We start from the raw sequence: 21875 nt of genomic DNA on the forward strand, positions 1-21875 counted from the left end.
TCTTGTAGAAGATGACTTTGGTCTGATCCTGTCGGTCGACAGTGTGATCACCACAATCCTTGTGGGAGCGGGCTTGCCCGCGAAGAGGTCGTCACAGTCAGTATTGATGTTGCCTGATGCGCCGCCTTCGCGGGCAAGCCCGCTCCCACAGGATTGATATCAGTCAGTTATTTACTTGGTGTGTCGAGCAACCGGAAAAACCGCTCCCGCACCTGGCTGTTATCGCTGTGCGCCACGTTGAAACGCAGGAAGTGGCTAGCGCTCGGCGCTTTGCTGAGCAGGGTGCCGGGCGCCAGTACAAGGTCGATTTCCAGGCCTTTCCTTGCCAGCGTTTCGGCATCCAGCCCTTCGGGCAGACGCGTCCAGATAAACAACCCTTCCCCCGGCAGCGAAGACACCGAGCAACCTGCCTCCTCCAGCCAACTCGTCACCCGACTGCTCGACTCATAAAGCCGATCCACGGTGCGCCGGGTATGTTTGGCATAGCTGCCGTCACTGAGCATCGTGCAGATAATTTGCTCCGCCAGTTCCGAAGTCATGCCACCGGCGGCCATTTTGAGCGCAACCAGCCGTGCGGCCAGTTGCGGTGAAAGCACCGCGTAGCTGACGCGGCTGTTAGCCGTCAGGGTCTTGGAGAAACCGGACACGTAACTGACGTTGTCCAGCCCGCCTGCTGCCAGACGTGGCGTGCTTCGTTGCTGCAAGTCGCAATACAAGTCGTCTTCGACGATGTGGAAACCATAGCGATGGCTCAACTCCAGCAAGCGATAAACCTGCGCTGGGGAGAACGAATGCCCGGTCGGGTTGTGCAGGGTGCTGTTGGTCATGTAAAGCACGGGACGATGGGCAATCAGCAGTTGCTCGAAGACCTCAAGGTCCATGCCGTCACTCCCGCGGGGGATGGTGATGACCTTGGCACCATGCAAGGCCAGATTGGTGTGCATGGTGAAGTAACACGGATCGTCGAGCAGCACCGTGTCGCCGGGTTTGACCAGCAGGCGCATCAGCATGTCGATGGCCTGCACGGTGTTGGCCGTGGTGATGATCTGATCCACCGGCACTTCGATGCCCAAGGCCGACAACTTGACCCGCAACGCTTCGCGCAGCGGCAGGTAACCGCCGGCGACGCCGTACTCGCCCATGCGCAGGGAGGTTGCGCGCAGGGTGCCGCGCACGGCTTTCAGCAACTCGTCAGCCGGCAGCCACGAGGACGGCAGGAAACCGGCCCCAGGGCGCAGCGCGCCATTGTCCAGCAGCACCGCGCGGCGGACCACGCTGAGCGTGTCTTGAGGTTGCAGGTCCGGGCCGGCATCGGCCTTGATGGTGGTGCTGGAACGGTGCACGTAATGCCCCGAGCCCTGGCGTGAAACCACCAAACCCTTGGCCCGCAAGCGGTCCAGAGCATCCACCACCGTGGATTTGCCTACGTTCATCATTTCGGAGAGTTCGCGAATCGGCGGCAGCCGGGAGCCGTGAGGCAAGCCTCCGTGGCTGATTGCCTCCGATAACTGATCGACGATCTGCTGAACCAGCGGTACACCCTGCTGGAACTCGATGGCGGCGATCACTGCGCGCTGAACCTGCATTTTACTGGTCTCTCCGGCAGTAAAGTTCGTTGGATTCTATACGAACTTGCTCTGATGAAAATAAGCGTCTCTCTCTACCATACCTTACAGACTTTCCTGATTGTCGGCGCCTGTGGCCTTGGCAATCGCTTGGTTCCAGAGGTGTTGCATGAGTGTAGAAACAACGGTCGCCATAGCCAAACCGGTGATTAACATTCGCCTGTTCACAATCCGAATCATCACGGCCGTGTCGCTGTTTGCCGTGCTGGGCAAGGCCAACGTCTGGCTCGACACCGCCACCAACAGCATCCTCGCCCTCGGTTATCGGGCCTTGCTGTTGCTGTTGCCGCTGACCTTGTTGGTGTTGGGCCGGCGTTCGCTGAGCGTCACGTTGCTGTGCGCCGCCCTCGGATTGGTCTTGCTCGCGGTCACCAGCAATCAGGGCATGGTGATGTTCGCCGCCGCGTTGTTTGCCTACGGCATTGCGATTGCCGGTTACCTGATCAAGAGCGAAGCAGCGCAGACCAAAGAGGGCGCGGCCTACAACCGCGTCGCCATGAACATGGGCAGCCTGCTGGCGGGCTTGATCCTGCTCTCGCCCTTGTTGACCCCAACGATGTTTTTCCTCGGCGCCGCCGCATTCGTGCTGCTCTGTTTGCCCATCGCCATGGGCGCAACGTTCACCACTCAACCGGTGGTGGCCCACCCGGTGACCCAGGACGGCAGCGGCTGGCGCAACAAACTGCCGTGGGTGATCGCCGGCATCATCATGGGGATCAAACTGTTTGGCGTGTTCTCGATCCTGCCGCAAGCCATCCTGCTCGAAACCGGTGAATTACCGGCCTGGTATGGCCTGATGCTGATCCTCAACAGCGCGGTGGTGGTGTTCGCTCAGGTGCCGATGATGAAACTGATCGAACGCACCGGGCGCTTCAAGGTGGTCGCCGTGATCGGGATCATCGTCGGTGGTTTTGCGGTGCTCTCGTCTCCCGCCGCTTTTCACGTCGAAACCCTTGCTGGCGCGCTGATCTGGGTGGCGCTGCTGTCCCTCGCCGAATGCGCGTTCAGCTACCTCGATTACTTCTCCGTCAAACAAAACAACATGTTCGTCAAGGAAGTCTCCCTCGGCGTTGGCGCCGGGCTGACGGTGCTGATCATGCGGGTCGTGCCGCCGCCGTACAACGCACTGGTGCTGGCCGCCATTGGCGCGGGCGGGATCCTGGCCTGGTACTACCTCAACCGTAAATCCAATGCGTCGTTGCACGACTGACTCATCGCGGATGCGTTATTCACTTCACAGGTCGGAGGCTTCATGAATACGACATCATGCGTAGTCGTGGTCGGGTACAACGGCAATCGGGTTCACGACATCCAGAAACTGCGCGAGCTCTGCAAGACGCTCTATGACGCCCGGCTCATCTTGCTGGTCGATCAGATTCAGCCCGATGACGAGCAAGTGGCGGATCACGTCTGCAGCACTTCACTGGCGCCCGAAGCGGTAGCGACCTCCCTGGAACTGGTGGTGGGCTGTCTGAACGCCGATCGATGGAAGCTGATCGGGGTTCTGCCTTTCTCCGACCGTGGCGTGTTGCTCGGTGCCGCGCTGGCTTCCCATTTCGGCCTGCCCGGCATCACCCCGGGCGAGGCGCGGGCGGGGCTGGACAAGCAGATCTTTCGCAAACTGGAAGCGGCGGCCAGCACTTCACCGCAGGATTACCGTCCGGTGTTTTCCGTACGCATCGAGAGCTTGCCCGAACTGCGCCAGAGGGTCATCGAGCTGGGCGGCAAAGCCTTTATCAAACCGGCGTGTGAAGGGGCGAGCAGAGGTTGCCGGGTCATCCATCATCCGTCCGAATGCGACGAGGCCTGGCAGGCACTCAAGCCGTATCGCGAAGGCGGCATTGTGCTCGAAGAACTGATCCAGAACGCCCGGGAATACAGCTGGGATTACGTGGCCGGCAGCACCTGGGTTACCGAAAAAACCACCACTGAAGGCGCCTATCGCGCGGAAATCCAGCAGGTGGTTCCCGCGCCGTTGACGGCCGACGTGCAGGCTCGATTGTCGGCAGCGGGGCGGCACATGTCGGCGTTGGTCTCGCTGGATAACGGCGCCTACCACAACGAAGTTTTCCTGCGCGCCGACGGCCTGACCTCGGCAGTGGAAACCAACATGCGCCCCGGCGGCATGCACATCTGGGACCTGGCCCGTCTGGCGTTCGTGGATTTCGATCCGTGGGAAAGCTGGGTCAGATGGGCGGTGGAAGGCAAGACCGAACACCATGATCCCGTCGCCCGGGGTTACTGCGGCATCCGTCTGCTCAGAGCGCCGGCTGACGGTCTTTTGCGTGCCACGCCAGACATCGAATCGCTGGCCCGGAAACTGAACATCGAACTGGTGGAAGCGCTGTATGCCAAGCGCGTCGGTGATTCGGTCACGGCATTGGTGAAAGACAACACCTCATTCATCGGCCACATCGTGTTGTTCAGCAAGGACTACGGACAACTCAGCGACAACCTGTTGCGGCTGGCAGAAGCGATCGAGTCACGCGTCGAGGTCACCTGCCTGGCCCCGGCGACGAGGGCCTGTGGCTGAGCGGTGGGACCTGCGTTTTTTTGCATTATTGATTCAGAGGGTTTGGTAAATGATTGAGCAAAAGAGCTGTGATGAGCGTTTCATCGACCTGGCAAAAGAGCTCGGCTATGACATCTACGGCGAGAACACCGCCGGCGGGCATTATGCCCCGCTGGTTCGGCATCATGATGAGCTGTACATCAGCGGTCTGGTGCCGCGCATGAACGGCAAAATCCAGTACCCCGGCAGAGTCGGCCTGGAATTGAACATGGCGGATGCTCAAACGGCAGCCAGCATCAGTGCGATGCGCGGGCTGGCGCTGATCGTTGATGCCATTGGTTCGCTGGATAAAATAAAGTCGCTGATACGGATAACGGTCTATGTGAAATCCACGGCAGACTTTGTTGATCTCAGCGAAGTGGCCAATGGCGCGTCGGATGTATTCAGTCATGTATTGGGGGACGCCGGTAAACATACCCGAACGACCGTGGGTGTTTATCAGTTACCGAAAAATGCTGCGATAGAAGTCGACATGATTGCAGCGCTGAAACCGTCAGCGTTATAAGTGTTAGTTGTTCGGCTTTACAGTGCTGAATGGTTGGCCTAAGGTTCGGTCATTAAAGTCGACAACATAAGTTGGAACTCGCGATGAATAACGTTCAAGGTGCGTTTTTTTCATATAAGGACTTTCGTCAGAGTTTGCACCAGCCGCCGGTCAGTGCACAGGTGTGGAAGAAGGGTGAACTGACAGACATGCGTCAGAGCCTCGAGGCCAGCGAAGTCGATATTGTCGCGCTGGCCCATGACAACAGCATCGAAGGTTGCAAGTTGACGCCAGGGATGGCGGTCTCCATGCAATGGTTGAAACCGGGTGCAGTGTTGAACGGGCATGCTCATTCGTGGTGGCACCTGTTCATCATTCAGTCCGGCAGCGGCGCGTTGACCTTGGGCGATGCCGATGAAGTGAGCGTCAGCATGGGCGATGTGCTGCTGGTGCCTGCATGGACCCGGCACGGCTTCGTCAACACCAGCGACGACGAGCCGCTGGCGATGCTGAACATGAGCAACATGCCGCAAATGGCGTCGCTCTCCAATCTGGGCGATCGCCAGGCCTGATCACTGTCCAACCGTCATGTTCCCTTCGTTGCACACCAGGGAGTCAGCGTTCGCTGACTCCCTTTTTCTTTTCTGCGGCCCTGCCGAATCCTCCTGACGATCTGCATTTTTGAACTTTCTGTATCGATGGAAACAGATAATTTCTGTATCTGTTCAGCGCTTGATCAACTAACTACGATCGCTTCCAAGGCAACGGATTAATGTGGTTAATGCAAGGGAGCGTTCTATGGATAGTACAAAGCTTAAACTCTATGTCGGCGCAGATTTTGTCAGTGCTTTTGCAATGTCGGCTTTTGTGGCGCTCAAGGAAAAGCAACTTTCGTTTGAACTGGTCACGCTGGATTTAAAGGCGCGGGATAACTATCAAGCGAGTTATCGTGATCTGTCTCTCACCTGCAAGATCCCCACGCTCATTCACCAGGGTTTCGCATTGTCGGAATCTTCGGCCATTGCCGAATACCTGGAAGAAGTAGCGCCGGGGCATAACAGACTATTGCCGGCGGACATCAAGCAGCGAGCTCGCGCCCGTCAACTCCAGGCCTGGTTGCGCAGTGATTTGTTGGTCATTCGCAAAGAACGCCCGGCGGATCTTATTTATTTCGGCAAAAAAGATACTCCGCTGTCCGACGATGCCCTGGCCGCCGTCGACCGGTTGTTTTTTGTCGCCGATCGATTGCTGGAGGGGGGCGCCGAGCACCTGTTCGGTGACTGGAGCATTGCCGACACCGACCTGGCAATCATGCTCAACCGATTGGTCGCCAATGGTGATCAGGTTCCCTCCCGACTCGCCGCGTATGTCCGCCGCCAGTGGGATCGCGACAGTGTTCGGGCATGGATGGACATAGAGCGCGCAGCGCCGGCCATCCAGTAAGAACTGCAAGACAATCACCAGGAGCGCTGCCATGCAGGGAATGTCGGAGCAGGAACGCTACAAGCCTTATAACTCACGCACCATTCGAGACACGCCGTACTGGCAGAAACTGACGCCAGCGTTGCAGGAAGCCATGACCGTCGTGGCCCGGGTCATGCCGTTTCGCACCAATGAATATGTACTGGGCACGTTGATCGACTGGAACAACATCCCGGACGATCCGATTTTCCGCATGACCTTTCCCCACAAGGACATGCTGCTGCCGGACGAGTACGCGTCGCTCAAGCAACTGATCGAACGGGATGACAGTGTCGCCATCAAGCGGCGGATCGAGGCGATCTGGTTGCGGATGAACCCGCATCCGGCCGGGCAGCTGACCCACAACGGCGCGACTCTCGACGGAAAAGTCCTGCCGGGCATTCAGCACAAGTACCGCGAAACCGTGCTGTTTTTCCCTGGCGCCGGTCAGACCTGTCACGCCTACTGCACGTTCTGTTTCCGCTGGGCGCAGTTCATCGGCGAAGAAGAACTCAAGTTCAATGCGCGCGAATCCCAGGAGTTGGTGAGTTACCTGCGGGTGCACACCGAAGTCACCGACGTGCTGATCACCGGGGGCGATCCGATGATCATGAACACCCGTTCGCTGGCCGGTTACATCGAGCCGTTGCTGGAATTGCCCCACCTGAAAAACATCCGCATCGGCACCAAATCCGTGGCGTATTGGCCGCAACGGTTTGTCAGCGACAAGGACGCGCCCGAGCTGCTGGAGCTGTTTAAGCGGATCGTCGCGGCGGGGAAAAACCTCTCGATCATGGGGCACTACAACCACCCGGTGGAGATCCGTCAGGACATCGCCCGCCAGGCCATCGAACGCATTCGTTCCAGCGGCGCCACGTTGCGCATGCAGGCGCCGGTGATTCGGCACATCAACGAGAACCCCGCTGATTGGGCCGCGCTCTGGACCGAAGGCGTGCGGCTCGGCGCGGTGCCTTATTACATGTTTGTCGAGCGCGATACCGGCCCCAGCCATTATTTCGCGATGCCGCTGGCCCGGGCATTCGAGATCTTTCAGGCGGCGTACCGCACGGTGTCCGGATTGGCGCGCACGGTTCGCGGTCCGTCCATGAGCACCTTCTACGGCAAGGTCTTGATCAACGGCATCGAAACCGTGGCCGGGGAAAAAGTCTTCGTGCTGCAGTTCCTCCAGGCTCGCGATCCGCAATGGGTGTTGCGCACGTTCTATGCGCGATTCGATCCGCAAGCGACCTGGTTCGATGAGTTGCGGCCGGCGTTCGGTGAGCGTTTGTTCTTCTTTCAGCCCGAGCCTGTGGCTGCGCCCGAATTGATACCGGTTCTGCTCGAAACGGCGTAGGACGATTCATCAGGAGATATGGATATGAGCGGTATTCCGTTTGATCAGCGAGAAGGTTTCATCTGGCTCGACGGCGAGTTCGTCGAGTGGTCCCAGGCGCGGCTGCATGTGCTGACCCATGGTCTGCACTACGCGAGCACGGTGTATGAGGGAGAGCGTGTCTACAACGGCAAGATCTTCAAACTGCGCGAACACAGCGAGCGTTTGTATCGTTCGGCTCAGTTGATGGATTTCGTCATTCCCTATGAGCTGGCCGAACTGGAAGCGGCCAGCCATGAGCTGCTGCAACGCAACAACGTGGTCGACGGTTATCTGCGGCCAGTGGCCTGGCGCGGCAGTGAAATGATTTCCACCTCGGCTCGCTTCAACAGCGTCCACGTGGCGATCGCCTGCTGGCAATGGCCGAGCTATTTCGACCCGGCCGGGCACATGGCCGGCATTCGCTTGAAAACCGCTGAGTGGCGTCGTCCGCCACCGAGCTGCAGCCCGTTTGAAGCCAAGGCATCCGGGCATTATCAGATCGCCACGCTGAGCAAGCACGATGCTGAAAATAACGGTTTCCACGACGCCTTGATGCTCGACTGGCGCGGCAACGTTGCCGAAGCCACCAGCGCCAACGTGTTCTTCGTCAAAGGTCGGACGTTGCACACCCCGGTGCCGGATTGTTTCCTCAACGGCATTACTCGTCAGACCGTCATCGAACTGGCCAAGGCGCTGGATTACCAGGTGGTCGAGCGAACCATTGTTCCTACGGAGCTTGGCGACTTCGACGAGTGTTTTCTCACCGGGACCGCTGCCGAAATCACACCTGTGCAGCGCATCGATGAACATCGCTATCGACCGGGCAACGCCTGCCGCGAATTCATTGCCGCCTACACCTCAACCGTCAACGCCTGATAAACAGCCAGGAATCTCACCATGTCAGATCAAGGGATTGTCGCGTCTAAACCTTACGTTTCACTGGGCCACCGCCATGAAGAATTGTCGGCGCGAGGCTGGACGGTGTTGACGCCGGACGAGTTCGCCGACGACGTGCTCGGCACGCTGCAGGAATTCGGCCCGGTCATTCCGCAATTCAACGGGCAGACCGCGTTCGCCATCACCCGCAAGCCGGGGTACGAAGACTTGCCGTATTCCCAGAGCATGAACGGTATCGGCCCACACACCGAAGCGCCGGTTTACGGACCGCCGCCGCGCTACCTGGCGTTGCATTGTCATCAACAGGCCACGTGTGGTGGCGGGCATACAGGGCTGGTGGACGGTTATGAATTGCTGGCGTTCCTTGAACGCACCGATCCCGAGCTGCGTGAATGGATCGACGACACGCCTGTGGAGTTCGTCGCCACCGCCAAACCCGGTGAAGCCGCGCAACGCCGGGTCAAGGAATACATCCTGACGCCTACAGAGGACGGGGATATTTTCCGCTTCAGCTACAACCAGTTTCACTACGGCGATGTGAATCCTTCCAAGGAAGCGCTGCTGCACTCGCAAGTCGCCAACAGCTCGTCGCCACTGGCCAGGTTTGCAGTCCTGGGCGAAGCATATTTCGTTGAACACAACACACCGGTGCTGATTCCCGACGGATGCCTGCTGATTTGGGACAACTGGCGAATGATCCACGCCCGCAGCCGATACACTGACCCGACGCGAAACCTGACCCGCTACTGGCTGGCCTGATTCATCCGTCGCCCTTAATTCTATTGGCGTACCCGTCATCGGGTACGCGTCCTACAGGTGTCGCGTCATGCAAACAGCAATCGAGATCGCCAAGGTCGATCATCAACTGGTCGTGCGGCTCAATCAGGCCTGGACCAAACGGGCCACGGTCTGCGCCCCGGACAAGGCCGAGGCCAGCGAAGCGTTCGATCCGGCACGTCCGGATTACCCGGAGTGCATGGTGCCGTTTTTCCATCATCCGAAATTCCAGGCCTTGAGTGATGAACTCAAAAGCACCGTGGTGACCTGGGGCTGGATCGGCTACAACCTGCGCACGGTGACCGCCGAAGAACACGTGGTGAACCCGGCGCTGAGCGTCATCGCCAATCAATACCTGGGCAAGGACGACTGGCATTTTCGCGAGGCCATGCAACAGACGTTGATCGACGAGCACTACCACACGCTCATGCACCTGCGGGCCATCGAACGGACCAAGCTGGAGCGAGCGCTCGATCAGGATCTGGATTTGCCGCCGTCGGTCACCTACCTGCGGCTGATCGCCCTGCGCGAAGAACTGCCGGAGCAGTGGCAGCGCGACCTGGCGGCGATCACCTTTGCGGTGGTGGCCGAGATCAGCGTCAACGCCTATCTGGATTTGCTGGCCGACGACCAGAGCATTCAACCGCAAAACCGCCGCGTGGCCGAACTGCATAACCGCGACGAATATGCCCACAGCAAAATTCTCGCCGAAGTGGCGAAGGTCATGTACGCGAACATGCAGCCGACCCAACGGGCGTTTTTCGCTCGTACGTTGTCGGTGGCGCTGAGTGCTTTTGTCGCCCAGGACTACTCGATGTGGGAGGCGATTCTCACGCAGCTGGGGGTCGAGGATGCCGCGCTGATCATCGCCGACACCCGGGAGAGCAACAAGAACGCCACGATCATGCGGGACTACAGTGGCCTGCATCGTCTGGCCCAGGATCTGGGCATCAGCGACGAAATCGATTTCGACTTCCGTCCGACCCTCAACGCCACCGCAGCGGCCTGAACCAGGAGGTGCATATGTCCGTTCCTGTGTACGAAGTGTTCGCGATCCGTGTCGGCGCCAATGCCCAGCGCACCGCCCGGGAAAACTTTCTCTACGACGCCTGCTGCGGTGATCCGAATGCGTCGATGCCGTTGGATTATTACTTCTGGGTCATTCGTAACGAGCAGCAGGTGATCGTGGTCGACACCTGTTTTCAACCGGCCACGGCAGACCGGCGCAACCGTCAGATGTATCGCCTGCCGGAAGAATCCCTACGCCAACTGGATATTGATCCGGCACAGGTCGACAACCTGATCCTCACCCATTTGCACTGGGATCACGCCGGCAATCTGGGGCTTTTTCCGAAGGCCACGGTGCATCTGCAAGAAGCGGAACTGCGCTTCTGCACCGGGCCGAAAATGGCCCATCACACGGTTAACAAAACCTACGAGGTCGACGACGTGATGTCGGCGCTTCCACCGCTGTTTGAAGGCCGGATGCGTTTGCACACCGGCACGGTCGAGGTGATTCCCGGTGTAACGTTGCACCCGGTGGGCGGGCATACACCGGGTAGCCAGGTCGTGCGGGTGAACACCGAGCGCGGGTGGATTGTTCTGGCCTCGGATGCCGCGCACTTGTGGGCCAACATCCGTCAGCGCAGTCCGTTTCCGATTCTGGATGATCTGGCGCAGACGCTTGAGGCGTTCAGTTTGATCGATAGCCTGGCCGACGGCGAAGACCATGTCATTCCCGGCCATGACCCGCTGATAGCCGAGCGCTTCCCGCATTGGAATGACGATCCGCACATCATTTGCCTGCACCAAAGCCCGATCTGAACCCAACACTGAACCCTTGTAGCAGCTGCCGAGCCTGCGAGGCTGCGTTCGGCTGCGAAGCAGTCGTCAATCCTGCCACTTCGGTCTACCTGAAACACCGCGTTGGATGGTTTTACGACTGCTTCGCAGCCGAACGCAGCCTCGCAGGCTCGGCAGCTGCTACAAGGGCGTGTTCAGCCTTGGGTTTTGAGGAGTTGGCCGAGGGTCGCCAGCGCTTCATCTATCCGGGGTGAATACGGCGCACCGCAACCAATGCGCACAAAGTGATTGAAACGCTGGGCGTTGGAAAAGATATCCCCAGGCGCAATCTGGATGCCGGCCTTCAACGCCTCATGGAAAAACGCCATGGACGAATGCTGGCGCGGCAGTTCCACCCATAACAACGTACCGCCCCGAGGGGAGGTCACGCAGGTGCCGGCGGGAAAGTAGCGAATGATCGCCGCGCTCATTTGCTGGCGTTGGTGAGTCAGGATTTTCCTCAAGCGGCGTAGGTAACGTTCGTAGGACGGTGTCTTCATGAACGCACTGACCGCCAGTTGCGACAACGCCTCACATCCCCGGGACTGAGTGTGTTTGAGCATTTCCACGCGGTCGTGCCATTTCCCCGCGCTGATCCAGCCCAGGCGTATGCCCGGTGCCAGGGTTTTGTTCAGGGATGCGCAATAGATCACGTTGTCGGTGCGGTCCCAGTGCTTGAGCGTGGACAGCGGCTGCTCGGTATCCACCAGATCGCCATAGGTGTCGTCTTCGATCAGCACCGTGGCGTGCTCGGCGCACAGCTGCACCAGCCGCGCCTTGTTGGCGTCGGGCATGATGCTGCCCAGCGGATTTTGCAGGTTGGGAATGACGATCAGCGCCTGAATCCGTTCAGGACCTTTTAGCAATTGTTCGAGGGCGAACAGATTGATTCCGGCGTGCGAAGTCGCTTGGACCTCCAGCACCCGCAAATTCAGGCTTTCAAGAATTTGCAGCAAACCGTAAAAGGTCGGCGACTCCACGGCCACGGTGTCGCCGGGCTGGGTGACCGCGCGCAAGGCCAGGTTGATCGCTTCGGTCGCGCCGTTGGTGATCACAATCTTTTCCGCTGGCAGGTTGGACTTTGCGGTCAGCGCCCGTCGCGCAAGAATACTGCGCAATGTGCTGTTGCCGCAGGTGGAACCCGCCGCGCCGAGCAAGTGCGGATCGTGACGCAGCGCCTTGATCATATGATCTTGCAGGACCTTCAACGGATAGAGTTCCGACGCGCAGAAGGCACTGGCGAAATTGACCTTGATCGTCGCACGCTGACTGGCCTTGAGGACCGATGACACCTGCTCGTGAATGCCGATGTAGACGCCGGTGTCCAGCGGCGGGGGAGGCGCGATCGGGACGGGTTTGCGCAACGTATCGGGCTGGCGAATGTAGTTGCCGGAGCGCGGCCGGGCTTCCAGGACTCCACAGTCCTCGAGTTCCCGGCAAACCTGCACTGCGGTCGACAGGCTGACGGCGTGTTTTTCCATCATCAGCCGAATGGAGGGAAATCGTTCACCGGTTTTCAAGGTGCCGCTGCGGATCGCGTCGAGGTAGTGGTTGGCTAACTGACGATAAAGGGGAGTTGTGTTCATGATGACCTCAGCAATCGCACCACTGAAGTCTTGGGCTGGAAAGTGAGTTGACGCTCCCTGCAGGCGGACCCGTGGTGCTGAAGGGTTAAGGAAAAGTGTTTTTCTGGCGCCGAATCACCGTGGCATGAGTGCCTTTGGGCATTGATTGCCGAACGGGGTGGCACTTTGCAACTGTCTCGGTGTGGGCGACGACGACAGGAAGGGAAATGGTGGGTTTTATAAAATCGCGGGCAATAAAAAGCCCCGCTCTAGGGCGGGGCTCTTGGGTCAGTGGCGCTCGAAGCGCTGCTGATGGATCGTGTTACTGCGCGGCGATGCTGTAGCCATCGAACGCGGTTTGCTGCTGAAGCGCGGTGATGATGTTCTTGCGGTTGACCGCTTGTTCGGCCCCGGCATTGTCCAGGAACGTCTCGCTTTCCAGCTCCGCTTCTTCGCCTTCGCCGACGAAGGTGAAGCCCAGGAACTCCAGTGCTTCACGGTCAACGTTCAGTCGCGAACGCGGGGTGCGCAGCGGCAGCGTCACGCTGATACCGTCTTTGCTGATGGTGAACACTTCGACATCTTTCTTGGCGCGAGCAGCCTTGCTTTTGCCACTGCTTGGGTTGCTGATGGCTTGGTGGGTCTGGTTCAGCACTTTCAGTGCGAGGCCATAGACCAATTCCTGAAATGCCGGGTCGTCCTTGAAGCTGGAGAGAATCCGGCTGATCGGGAATTTGCTGCTCAAGTCTTCCAGGGCAGCAATGTCGGCAGCCTCGGCGTCCTTGAGCTGCTTGAGTTCGCCCATCAATTGGTAGGCTTTATCGTCGTCGAAGCTGTCGTGAGCGTGGCGAATCGCGGCGCGCAGCTCGCGGATCTGGTCGCTTTCCCGGGTGGACTGGAAAGCGTCCAGGACCATCTCGCTGATGGTCTTGGCCTGGGGCACGTGCTGTGAAAGATTGATGGAGTTTTCGTATTCCGCTTTGGACGACAAGGTGACTACGGATTCAGCGGTATTGGAATCGGACATTGAAATTTCACTACTTCTTTTAACTTGGGTTGAGGCGAGAAAGCTCTGGGCCTTTTCAGGCCGCCTAATCTATTGGACCGAGGCGGCGTTGTCACGGATGAACAGGCGGCTGGTCATCATTTTTGGCACAGAGGCTTTTAACCGGCGGCTATCTGGGGGCGTTTTGCCTGAAGTGCCAGCAGCAGCCGATAAAACGTCAACGCCCGACCGCTGATCAGTCCACAGACAAAACCGGACGCCGATGCCTTGAGCAGCAGCATCTCAAGGGTCGTGGCCATTTCCGGGTGAACGTCATCCTGGTAGCCGAAGTAATAGTTCACCGCAAAAAACAGCAGGTAGAGCACCAGGGTTTTTGCTGTGCCCGGCACGATCAGGCCGGTTTGTGGATCATCCAGCTCAATGCCCTTGCGTGGGAAAATCAGCAGCGCCGCGAGGCTGCCCAGGATGACGGCGGCCAACCAGCAACTGACCGATAGCTGCGGATTCAGCGTCAGGTTCAGCGAAAACAGGGACCAGCCCAGCAATATCGGCGCTGTGACGAGCAATGAAGTTTTGCTTTCACGGGTCGGGGACAGGGCTTTGACGCCGTAGTAGCACAGCAGCAGAAATATCGTGTAAACCCACAATGGGGTGTTTTGCAGGGTGTTGAGCATCGTGCAGCGTCCTTGCCGAAAATGGTGTCAGGATATTAGCCGTTGCTGTGGTCCAGGCAGTCGACTATTTCCCCAGCGAATTCAGATTCATCGACCGCACCGCCAATTGCTCGGCCGTTTGCTGATCCACCGCCAACGAAAAGCGGAAGGTCGCGCCACGTCCGGGAACGTCAATCAGCTGGATCTCGCGGCCATGCAATTGCAGGATCCGGTGCACGATCCGCAATCCCAGTCCGCCATCACGTCGTGCGCCGCCAATGTTGAACGGGCGCAGGAACAGACCTTCGCGCAATTCGGCAGCAATGCCGGGGCCGGTGTCGCTGACGGTCACTTCGATAAAAGGTCCTTGAGGGCGCAGGCTGAGCTCGATTTCTCCCCCTTGGGGGGTATGGCGCAGGGCGTTGTCGAACAGGTTGGTGAGCACCCGCTCGATCAATCCAAGGTCGGCGCAGGCTGCTGAAACATTGGGTGCGAAGGTGGCCTTCAGTTCGACCTGACGCGCCTCGGCCGTCAGTTCGAACTTCTGGAAAATGTCCTGCACCAGATCGGTCAGCGAGAAACGCTCCAGCACCGGTTGCACGAAACCATGTTCCAGGCGCACCAGCTCCAGCAATGATTGCGCCAGTCCACCGACCTTGCGGCTTTGATCCAGCGCGATGCCCAGGTATCGGCGGCGGTCGGCGGGTGACAGCGTGGCGTCTTTCAACGACAAGGTTTCCAGGTAACCGTGCAGCGAGGCGAGCGGCGTGCGCAGGTCGTGGGAGATGTTGGCCACCAGTTCGCGGCGTTCCTGATCCTGGCGGGTCAACGAACGCCATTGCTCGCCGAGGCGTGCCTGCATCTGCCGGAAGGTGGCGTCGAGTATGGCAATTTCATCGTGGCTGGCGGCTTTTTCCGCCGGGACGGATGCCGGCGGCGTTACCGGAGCACCATCAATGTCGAACTGGCTGACGGTTTCGGTCAAACGGCGCAAAGGTCGGGTGATGAGGGCGAATGCGGTGAGACCGGCAATCAGGCACAGCAACGCCACCAACCCGATGGACAACAGCGCGGTGTTCAGGGCGGCGCTGGTGGCGCCGCGTTCGGCGAAGCGGTCGTGCTCTTCGCTCAGCAGCACCACATAGAGATAACCCACCGGTTTTCCATTGACCTGCAAGGGCGCGGCGCTGAACACTTTGCGGCCATCGACGCTGCGCGGATCGTCGCCGAGAACCGGCAGGGCATCGCCCTTGAGCAGGCGCTGGATCGGCGCCAGATCGACCCGCTCCCGGCGTATCCGACCCTCGGGCGCAGCACTGCCGACAATCCGGCCCTCGGGGTCGAGCAGATAGACCTCGACACTGGGATTGACCAGCATCAGTTGGCTGAACAGGTCGCGCACGGCGTCGGGCATCAGGCCTTTGGTGTCCATCAGCACGGTGTCATGGGCGATGTGCTGGGCCAGATCCCGCGATAACCCTTGCACCACTTCCAGCTCATGCATTTTATTGGATTGCACCTGCATCCAGGCCGACGTGCCGCAGCACACCAGCAGCAACACGGCGAACACCAGGGACAGGCGCTGAGTCAGGGTCAGTCTCACTGCTGCTCCTCCCTGGCCGCGAATTTGTAGCCTCGTCCCCACACCGTGAGGATGCGCACCGGTTGAGCCGGATCGGCTTCGATCTTTGCCCGCAAGCGGTTGATGTGAGTGTTGACGGTGTGCTCGTAGCCTTCATGGCTGTAGCCCCAGACGGCGTTGAGCAGGTCCATGCGCGAGAACACTTTGCCGGGCTGACGGGCGAAGAAATACAACAGGTCGAACTCCCGTGGCGTGAGGTCGAGGCGGCGACCGTCAAGGGACACATCGCGCGTGATCGGGTCGATGGCGAGGCCGTCCGTGATCAGGCTGCCGGCGTCCATCTTCAGGTTGCGGGCCATGGCGTCGACCCGTCGCAACAGCGCTTTGACCCGGGCCACTAGTTCGAGCATCGAAAAGGGTTTGGCCAGGTAATCGTCGGCGCCGAGTTCGAGCCCGAGAATCCGGTGCACTTCGCTGGAGCGTGCACTGGTAATGATGATCGGTGTGTAGCGGGCCATGGCGCGGGCGCGGCGGCAAATTTCCAGGCCGTCGACACCGGGCAGCATCAGGTCGAGGATCAGTGCGTCCCAGCTTCCTTGCTGCAGCAGGCGCATGCCTTCATCGCCATCGGCGCAGTGCACCACCTCGAACTGCTCATCACGTAGATGCAGGCAGATAAGGTCGGCGATATGCAGGTCGTCCTCGACCACGAGGACGCGTTTGGTCTGTTCCATCAAGCTCAATCCTTCGGCGCAATGAGCGCATTGTGCGGGTTTTCCGGGGCCTGAGTTATCACGAATTGTTTAACTTCTCGTGAGGATTTGGCGATCAACCCAAGCCTAGGCTGTGTTCCATGACAGGTACCTGGAATTTTCGGAGACGACCATGTTTTCACGGCGACAGTTTCTCGTAGCAAGCGGCGGGCTAGGCGCTGCAGCCCTGGTCATCGGTGTATTGCCAAAATTTGCCGCCAGTACTGCACTGGTCAGTGATGCCAGCGCGGCGGAGGTGTTCGAGGTGACTCACAGCGACAGCGAATGGCACGCGATGCTCAGCGCCGAGCAGTACGAAATCCTGCGCGAAGAGGGCACCGAACGGGCCTACAGCAGCCCGCTGAACAACGAGCACCGTGACGGTACGTTTGCCTGTGCCGGTTGCGACCTGCCGCTGTTTTCTTCCGCGACCAAGTTCGACAGCCGCACCGGGTGGCCGAGCTTCTGGGCACCGCTGGACAAGGCTGTGGCCACTCGTCAGGACCGCTCCTTCGGAGTGCTGCGCGAAGAAGTCCACTGTCGGCGTTGTGGCGGTCATCTGGGCCACGTCTTCGACGATGGGCCCAAACCCACCGGTCTGCGTTACTGCATGAATGGCCTGGCGATGACTTTTGTGCCGAAGACGGCTTGATCCGCGGGTACTCCCTTTCACTCATTTTTGCAGGTCGACGTTATGTGGCTTCTGGTCCTCGCTTATCTCGGTGGTGTGCTGACGATTGTCAGCCCGTGCATCCTGCCGGTGCTGCCCTTTGTCTTTGCTCGCACCGGACAGCCATTTATGAAGAGCGGGTTGCCGCTATTGGCGGGCATGGCGCTGACTTTCGCGCTCGTCGCCTCGCTGGCAGCGGTGGGCGGCGGTTGGGTGGTGCAAGTCAATCAGTACGGTCGCTGGCTCGCGTTGCTGTTCGTTGCACTGGTCGGGCTGACGCTGTTGCTGCCTCAATTGGCCGAGCGTCTGACCCGCCCACTGGTGGCGGCCGGCAGCCGGTTGTCGGAAGCCGCGGGCGTCGATGCCCGGCCGCGTCCCGGCGCTTCGTTCCTGATCGGTGTCGCCACGGGCCTGCTCTGGGCTCCGTGTGCCGGGCCGATTCTGGGGCTGTTGCTGACCGGAGCCGCGTTGCAAGGGGCAAGCATCGCAACCACCTTGTTGTTGCTGGCCTACGCCGCGGGTGCCGCAACTTCCCTCGCCGTGGCGCTGCTGCTGGGCGGTAAAGTCTTCGCGGCGATGAAGCGTTCCATCGGCGCTGGCGAGTGGCTGCGTCGAGGCCTGGGCGCCGCGATGCTGGCCGGTGTCGCGGCGATCGCCCTGGGGCTCGACACCGGGATTCTGGCGCGGGTTTCGACGGCGTCCACCGGCGGTATCGAGCAGGCTTTAGTGGGACGGCTGGCCGGCCAATCACCGAACGTTAGCGGGGCGATGATGGCGCAGGTTCCGGCCTCGGGAAGTGCAATGAAAGCGGCTGACAAAACGCCGGGCGCACTGCCGATTGAAGGCAACCTTCCACCGCTGGATGGCGCGGTGCAATGGCTCAACTCGCCACCCCTCACAGCGCAGGCCTTGAAAGGCAAAGTCGTGCTGGTGGATTTCTGGACTTACTCCTGCATCAACTGCCTGCGCACGCTGCCGTATGTGAAGGCCTGGGCCGAGAAGTACCGCGATCAGGGATTGGTGGTGATTGGCGTGCATGCGCCCGAGTTTGCTTTCGAACGAGACGTAGGCAATGTCACCAAAGCCATGAAGGACCTGGGCATCAACTACCCGGTGGCCATCGATAATGACTTCAAGGTCTGGCGAGCTTTCAACAACCAATACTGGCCGGCCCACTATTTTGCCGACGTTCAGGGTCGCATCCGTTATCACCACTTTGGCGAGGGCGAGTACGCCGAATCGGAGCGGGTGATCCAGCAACTGCTGCGCGAAGCGGGTGCCGCGAAGGTCGCGGACGGCCTGATCAATGCCAGTGCCGAAGGTGTTCAACTGGCCCCGGACATGAACGAAGTGCAATCGCCGGAAACTTATGTCGGCTACCAGCGTGCCGAGCATTTCGTGCCTGAAACCAGCCTGGTGCCGGACAAGGTGTCGGCCTATAGCGCTCCATCGCAATTGGCACTCAACGACTGGAGCCTGGACGGTCAATGGAATGTCGGCTCGGAGCGGGCGACTTCAAGCGCGCCGGCCAGTCGCATCGTCTACCGCTTCCATGCCCGCGATCTGCATCTGGTGCTGGGGCCTGGCGCTGACGGTAAACCGGTGCGCTTTAACGTGTTGATCGACGGAAAAGCCCCCGACGATGCCCACGGTACCGACGTGGCGCCCGACGGCAGCGGCAGCGTGACTGAACAACGTTTGTACCAATTAGTGCGCCAGACCGATGGCGTGACGGATCGGACCTTCAGCATCGAGTTTCTCGATCCCGGAGTGTCAGCGTATGCGTTTACGTTCGGTTGATCGTCATTCTATTTATTCAGGAATCAGCCTCATGAAAACCCTATTCACCTGGCGCCGCACCCTGTTGGGCTTGGCCGCTGCCGGCGTCATCGGCCAATGCCTGGCGTTCTCTTTCGGTGCGTCGGAAGACGCGGTCATCATTCCTCCCCCCACCCTCGACGAAACCACCCAGGCCCACAGCGAAACCGCAGTGTTTGCCGGCGGTTGCTTCTGGGGCGTCCAAGGCGTGTTCCAACATGTCAAAGGGGTGAAAAAAGCGGTCTCCGGTTACGCCGGCGGTGCAGCCAACACTGCTCAGTACGAGCGGGTCAGCAATGGCGATACCGGTCATGCGGAATCCGTCGAAGTTACCTTCGACCCCCGTCAGGTCAGCTACGGCAGCTTGCTGCAAATCTACTTCTCGGTGGCTCATAACCCTACCGAACTCAACCGTCAGGGACCTGACAGCGGCACTCAATATCGCTCAGCGCTTTTCCCGGAAAATAGCGATCAGCAACGTATCGCCCAGGCCTACATCGCCCAGCTGGACGCTGCCCGTTCGTTCAACAAACCCATTGTCACCAAGCTGGAGACCTACAACGGTTTCTACCCGGCCGAGGAGGAGCATCAGGACTTTCTGACCGAGCACCCGACCTATCCCTACATTGTGATCAACGATCTACCGAAGGTCGCGCAGTTGAAGCAGCTGTACCCGGATCGGTATCAGGAGAAACCGGTATTGGTGAAGGCGGGGATGTGAGAAGTGAAGGGCATAGCCCTTACCCTGATATCACATTCTTGCCCGCGATCTTCGACCGATACAGCGCCTGATCGGCCCTGGCCAGCAACCCGGTCTGTTGTTCTTCGTCAAAGCGCTGAACCACGCCAAAACTCATGGTCACTTGGAAGTCCCCCACTGGCAGCAGGCTTGCGAGGCCATGGCGGATACGTTCGGCGAGGGCCCGGGCATCGGCGAGTGGTGTATTGGGTAGGATCAGGATGAACTCGTCGCCACCCCAACGCGCGAGCAGATCGCCCTCGCGTACGCAGTGCTTCACGCTATCGATCACCTGCACCAATGCCGCATCGCCCAGCGCGTGGCCATAGTGATCGTTGATGTTCTTGAAGTCGTCGATGTCCATCGCAATCAGCGACAGCGGTTGTCGAAAACGCTGGGCGCGCTCGCATTCCTGGGGCAGGGCTTTTTCCAGAAGATAGCGATTGGCGATTGAGGTCAGTGTGTCGGTTTCCGCCAGTTTGCGGTTTTCTTCGAGTTGGATTTGCAGTTGCTGATTGACGCGAGACAACTCTCGGGTGCGATCTTCAACGATCGCTTCAAGGGATTGGTTGCGCCGTTCAAGCGCTTCGTACAGGCGTTTCTTGTCTTCGATGCTGCGGTGCGCGCCGACCATCCGCGCCACCGAGCCGTCGGCATTGCGTGCCAGTACGTAGCCACGGTCTTCGATCCAGGTGTAGCTGCCATCCTGCATGCGGCAGCGATACTCGGCCTGATAGCCGGGGGCGCGCTGATTCAGGTAGTCATCGAACAGCGTCATGACCTGCTGGTAATCGTCGGGATGGATCACGTTTTCCCAGGTCAACACGTTGTTATCCAGGGAATGAGGCGGGTAGCCGAGCATCTCGTACCACCCGGGGTTGCGATAGACGAACCCGGTATTGGCGTTCCAGTCCCAGATGCCGTCGCTGACCAGCTCCAGAATGGTGTGCAGCATGTCTTCGTTCAAATCCTGCAGATTGAACTTCAACGGCTCGATATTCGACGCCTCACCCATCTCCGCACTCCTTGCCGCCCTGATGTCTAAGTGACCCGCCTGTCGAGGAGATTAGTCGATGGCGTATTGAGCCGGCTAGTGCTTGCCCCATCTCTGCAAGGCAAAGTCGACGAAACTACGCAGTTTTGGCAAACGGTAGCGATCCTGGGCATACATCAGGTTCATCGGCCGGCTCGGTGGCAGGTAATTCTGCATCAATGCCACCAGTTTTCCGTCCTTGAGATCCTGCTCCATCAACGCATCAGGCAACACCACGATGCCCATACCGGTTCGCGCCGCTTGATGCAGTCCTGCCGAACTGTTGATCAACATCGGTCCATTGACTGCTACCGCCACTTCGCCCTCGGGACCGGTCAGGCGCCAGTGTTTTTCCACCGACTGCCAGTCATCCCCGGCCGGATAGGCAAAGGATAGACAGTCGTGGTGTTGCAGATCATCAGGTTTCTGCGGTGTGCCTTTGCGCGCCAGGTACTCCGGTGATGCACACATGGTCAGGCTGTAGTCGAGGAGTGGACGGGCGATCAGGTGGGCCTCCTCGGTATTGCCCAGGCGAAACGCTACGTCGAAACCGTTTTCGAGCAGGTCCGGACGGCGATTGGTGAGGACCACATCCAATTTGACGCGTGGACACAGTAGGGCGAATTCACTCAGGGCGGGTGCCAGTTTTTCGGTGCCGAACGTCAGCGGTGCGGTGATGCGCAAGGTGCCGCTCGGTTCATCGAGGGCCTGCTCGGCCAACCGTTCGGAATCGGCCACCAGCCCCAGCACTTCGAGGCAACGCTGGTAATAAGCAGTGCCGAATTCCGTTAACCGCTGGCGTCGCGTCGTACGGTTGAGCAGGCGCACACCCAGGCGTTGCTCCAACGCCCGTAGGTGATTGCCGACCATAGTGGTGGACATTTCGCACTGCAACGCGGCAGCGGTCATGCTGCCGGTTTCCACCACTTTGACGTAAACGGTCATTGCCTGGAACAAATCCATTATCAAGCTCAGCTTTAAAATGATTGAAGTGTTGCAGCGTTTATCTAGCTCAGGTGGCTAA

21 protein-coding genes are annotated in these 21875 nt (G+C 59.4%); 13 read left to right on the forward strand and 8 right to left on the reverse strand.

The features are described 5' to 3' along the window. Window positions 1-167: 167 nt before the first annotated feature. Window positions 168-1586 (reverse strand): aminotransferase-like domain-containing protein, encoded by a 1419-nt coding sequence (locus tag ASC74_RS18880; protein WP_056743122.1) that lies wholly within the window; start codon window positions 1584-1586, stop codon window positions 168-170. A 148-nt stretch (window positions 1587-1734) separates the two neighbouring features. Here ASC74_RS18880 and ASC74_RS18885 point away from each other — a divergent pair, with 148 nt between their 5' ends. The 10 genes from ASC74_RS18885 to ASC74_RS18930 all read left to right on the forward strand — a co-directional run bounded on the left by ASC74_RS18885 (window position 1735) and on the right by ASC74_RS18930 (window position 11015). Continuing rightward, window positions 1735-2835: a hypothetical protein gene (locus ASC74_RS18885; RefSeq protein ID WP_046045957.1), complete on the forward strand. Its 1101-nt coding sequence runs from the start codon at window positions 1735-1737 to the stop codon at window positions 2833-2835. A 42-nt stretch (window positions 2836-2877) separates the two neighbouring features. After that, entirely contained in the window at window positions 2878-4158 is a 1281-nt protein-coding gene (locus ASC74_RS18890) for a biotin carboxylase (RefSeq protein ID WP_056743125.1), read from the forward strand. A gap of 49 nt (window positions 4159-4207) precedes the next feature. Beyond that, the gene (locus ASC74_RS18895; RefSeq protein WP_046045959.1) at window positions 4208-4702 is read left to right on the forward strand and encodes a RidA family protein; all 495 of its coding nucleotides are present in this window, start codon (window positions 4208-4210) and stop codon (window positions 4700-4702) included. 83 nt (window positions 4703-4785) lie between these two features. Beyond that, complete coding sequence (locus tag ASC74_RS18900) at window positions 4786-5253, forward strand: cupin domain-containing protein (RefSeq protein WP_056743127.1); 468 nt, start codon at window positions 4786-4788, stop codon at window positions 5251-5253. A gap of 226 nt (window positions 5254-5479) precedes the next feature. Further along, window positions 5480-6124, forward strand: coding sequence for a glutathione transferase (gene yfcF, locus ASC74_RS18905; protein ID WP_056743129.1), 645 nt, complete (start codon window positions 5480-5482; stop codon window positions 6122-6124). Between the two features lie 31 nt (window positions 6125-6155). Beyond that, window positions 6156-7496: a KamA family radical SAM protein gene (locus tag ASC74_RS18910; protein ID WP_056743131.1), complete on the forward strand. Its 1341-nt coding sequence runs from the start codon at window positions 6156-6158 to the stop codon at window positions 7494-7496. A 24-nt stretch (window positions 7497-7520) separates the two neighbouring features. Next, a complete protein-coding gene (locus ASC74_RS18915; protein WP_056743134.1) occupies window positions 7521-8393 on the forward strand; it encodes a branched-chain amino acid aminotransferase in 873 nt (290 codons plus the stop codon). Between the two features lie 21 nt (window positions 8394-8414). Then, the gene (locus ASC74_RS18920; protein WP_056743135.1) at window positions 8415-9173 is read left to right on the forward strand and encodes a TauD/TfdA family dioxygenase; all 759 of its coding nucleotides are present in this window, start codon (window positions 8415-8417) and stop codon (window positions 9171-9173) included. Between the two features lie 67 nt (window positions 9174-9240). Further along, complete coding sequence (locus ASC74_RS18925) at window positions 9241-10200, forward strand: diiron oxygenase (RefSeq protein WP_056743137.1); 960 nt, start codon at window positions 9241-9243, stop codon at window positions 10198-10200. A 14-nt stretch (window positions 10201-10214) separates the two neighbouring features. Continuing rightward, on the forward strand, window positions 10215-11015 hold the full coding sequence (locus ASC74_RS18930) for an N-acyl homoserine lactonase family protein (RefSeq protein WP_056743139.1): 801 nt from the start codon (window positions 10215-10217) through the stop codon (window positions 11013-11015). A gap of 173 nt (window positions 11016-11188) precedes the next feature. Here the strand turns inward: ASC74_RS18930 and ASC74_RS18935 are convergent, their stop codons facing one another. The 5 genes from ASC74_RS18935 to ASC74_RS18955 form a co-directional block, all read right to left on the reverse strand. Further along, a complete protein-coding gene (locus ASC74_RS18935; RefSeq protein ID WP_056743140.1) occupies window positions 11189-12619 on the reverse strand; it encodes an aminotransferase-like domain-containing protein in 1431 nt (476 codons plus the stop codon). A gap of 301 nt (window positions 12620-12920) precedes the next feature. Next, entirely contained in the window at window positions 12921-13625 is a 705-nt protein-coding gene (locus tag ASC74_RS18940; RefSeq protein ID WP_056743143.1) for a hypothetical protein, read from the reverse strand. 137 nt (window positions 13626-13762) lie between these two features. Next, window positions 13763-14278 carry a hypothetical protein gene (locus ASC74_RS18945; protein ID WP_056743145.1) on the reverse strand — a complete coding sequence of 172 codons (516 nt, stop codon included), beginning with the start codon at window positions 14276-14278 and terminating at the stop codon, window positions 13763-13765. Window positions 14279-14342: 64 nt separating this feature from the next. Next, window positions 14343-15860 (reverse strand): sensor histidine kinase, encoded by a 1518-nt coding sequence (locus ASC74_RS18950; RefSeq protein WP_056743147.1) that lies wholly within the window; start codon window positions 15858-15860, stop codon window positions 14343-14345. Continuing rightward, entirely contained in the window at window positions 15857-16573 is a 717-nt protein-coding gene (locus tag ASC74_RS18955; protein WP_056743148.1) for a response regulator transcription factor, read from the reverse strand. The genes ASC74_RS18950 and ASC74_RS18955 overlap by 4 nt, the downstream gene beginning before the upstream one ends. A gap of 151 nt (window positions 16574-16724) precedes the next feature. Between ASC74_RS18955 and msrB the strand changes: the two genes are divergently transcribed. Genes msrB through msrA form a run of 3 tightly spaced genes read left to right on the forward strand, consistent with a single transcriptional unit; the run spans window position 16725 to window position 19800 of the window. Continuing rightward, complete coding sequence (gene msrB / locus ASC74_RS18960) at window positions 16725-17243, forward strand: peptide-methionine (R)-S-oxide reductase MsrB (protein WP_056743149.1); 519 nt, start codon at window positions 16725-16727, stop codon at window positions 17241-17243. A gap of 42 nt (window positions 17244-17285) precedes the next feature. Beyond that, window positions 17286-19061 (forward strand): cytochrome c biogenesis protein DipZ, encoded by a 1776-nt coding sequence (locus tag ASC74_RS18965; protein ID WP_056743150.1) that lies wholly within the window; start codon window positions 17286-17288, stop codon window positions 19059-19061. Between the two features lie 31 nt (window positions 19062-19092). After that, a complete protein-coding gene (gene msrA / locus ASC74_RS18970) occupies window positions 19093-19800 on the forward strand; it encodes a peptide-methionine (S)-S-oxide reductase MsrA (protein WP_056743151.1) in 708 nt (235 codons plus the stop codon). Window positions 19801-19819: 19 nt separating this feature from the next. Here the strand turns inward: msrA and ASC74_RS18975 are convergent, their stop codons facing one another. Both ASC74_RS18975 and ASC74_RS18980 read right to left on the reverse strand, forming a co-directional pair. Beyond that, window positions 19820-20833 (reverse strand): sensor domain-containing diguanylate cyclase, encoded by a 1014-nt coding sequence (locus ASC74_RS18975; RefSeq protein WP_056743153.1) that lies wholly within the window; start codon window positions 20831-20833, stop codon window positions 19820-19822. Window positions 20834-20908: 75 nt separating this feature from the next. Then, entirely contained in the window at window positions 20909-21814 is a 906-nt protein-coding gene (locus ASC74_RS18980) for a LysR family transcriptional regulator (RefSeq protein WP_056743154.1), read from the reverse strand. Between the last annotated feature and the right edge of the window lie 61 nt (window positions 21815-21875).

The sequence above is a fragment of the Pseudomonas sp. Root329 genome, assembly GCF_001424925.1.
Lineage (GTDB): Bacteria > Pseudomonadota > Gammaproteobacteria > Pseudomonadales > Pseudomonadaceae > Aquipseudomonas > Aquipseudomonas arabinosi.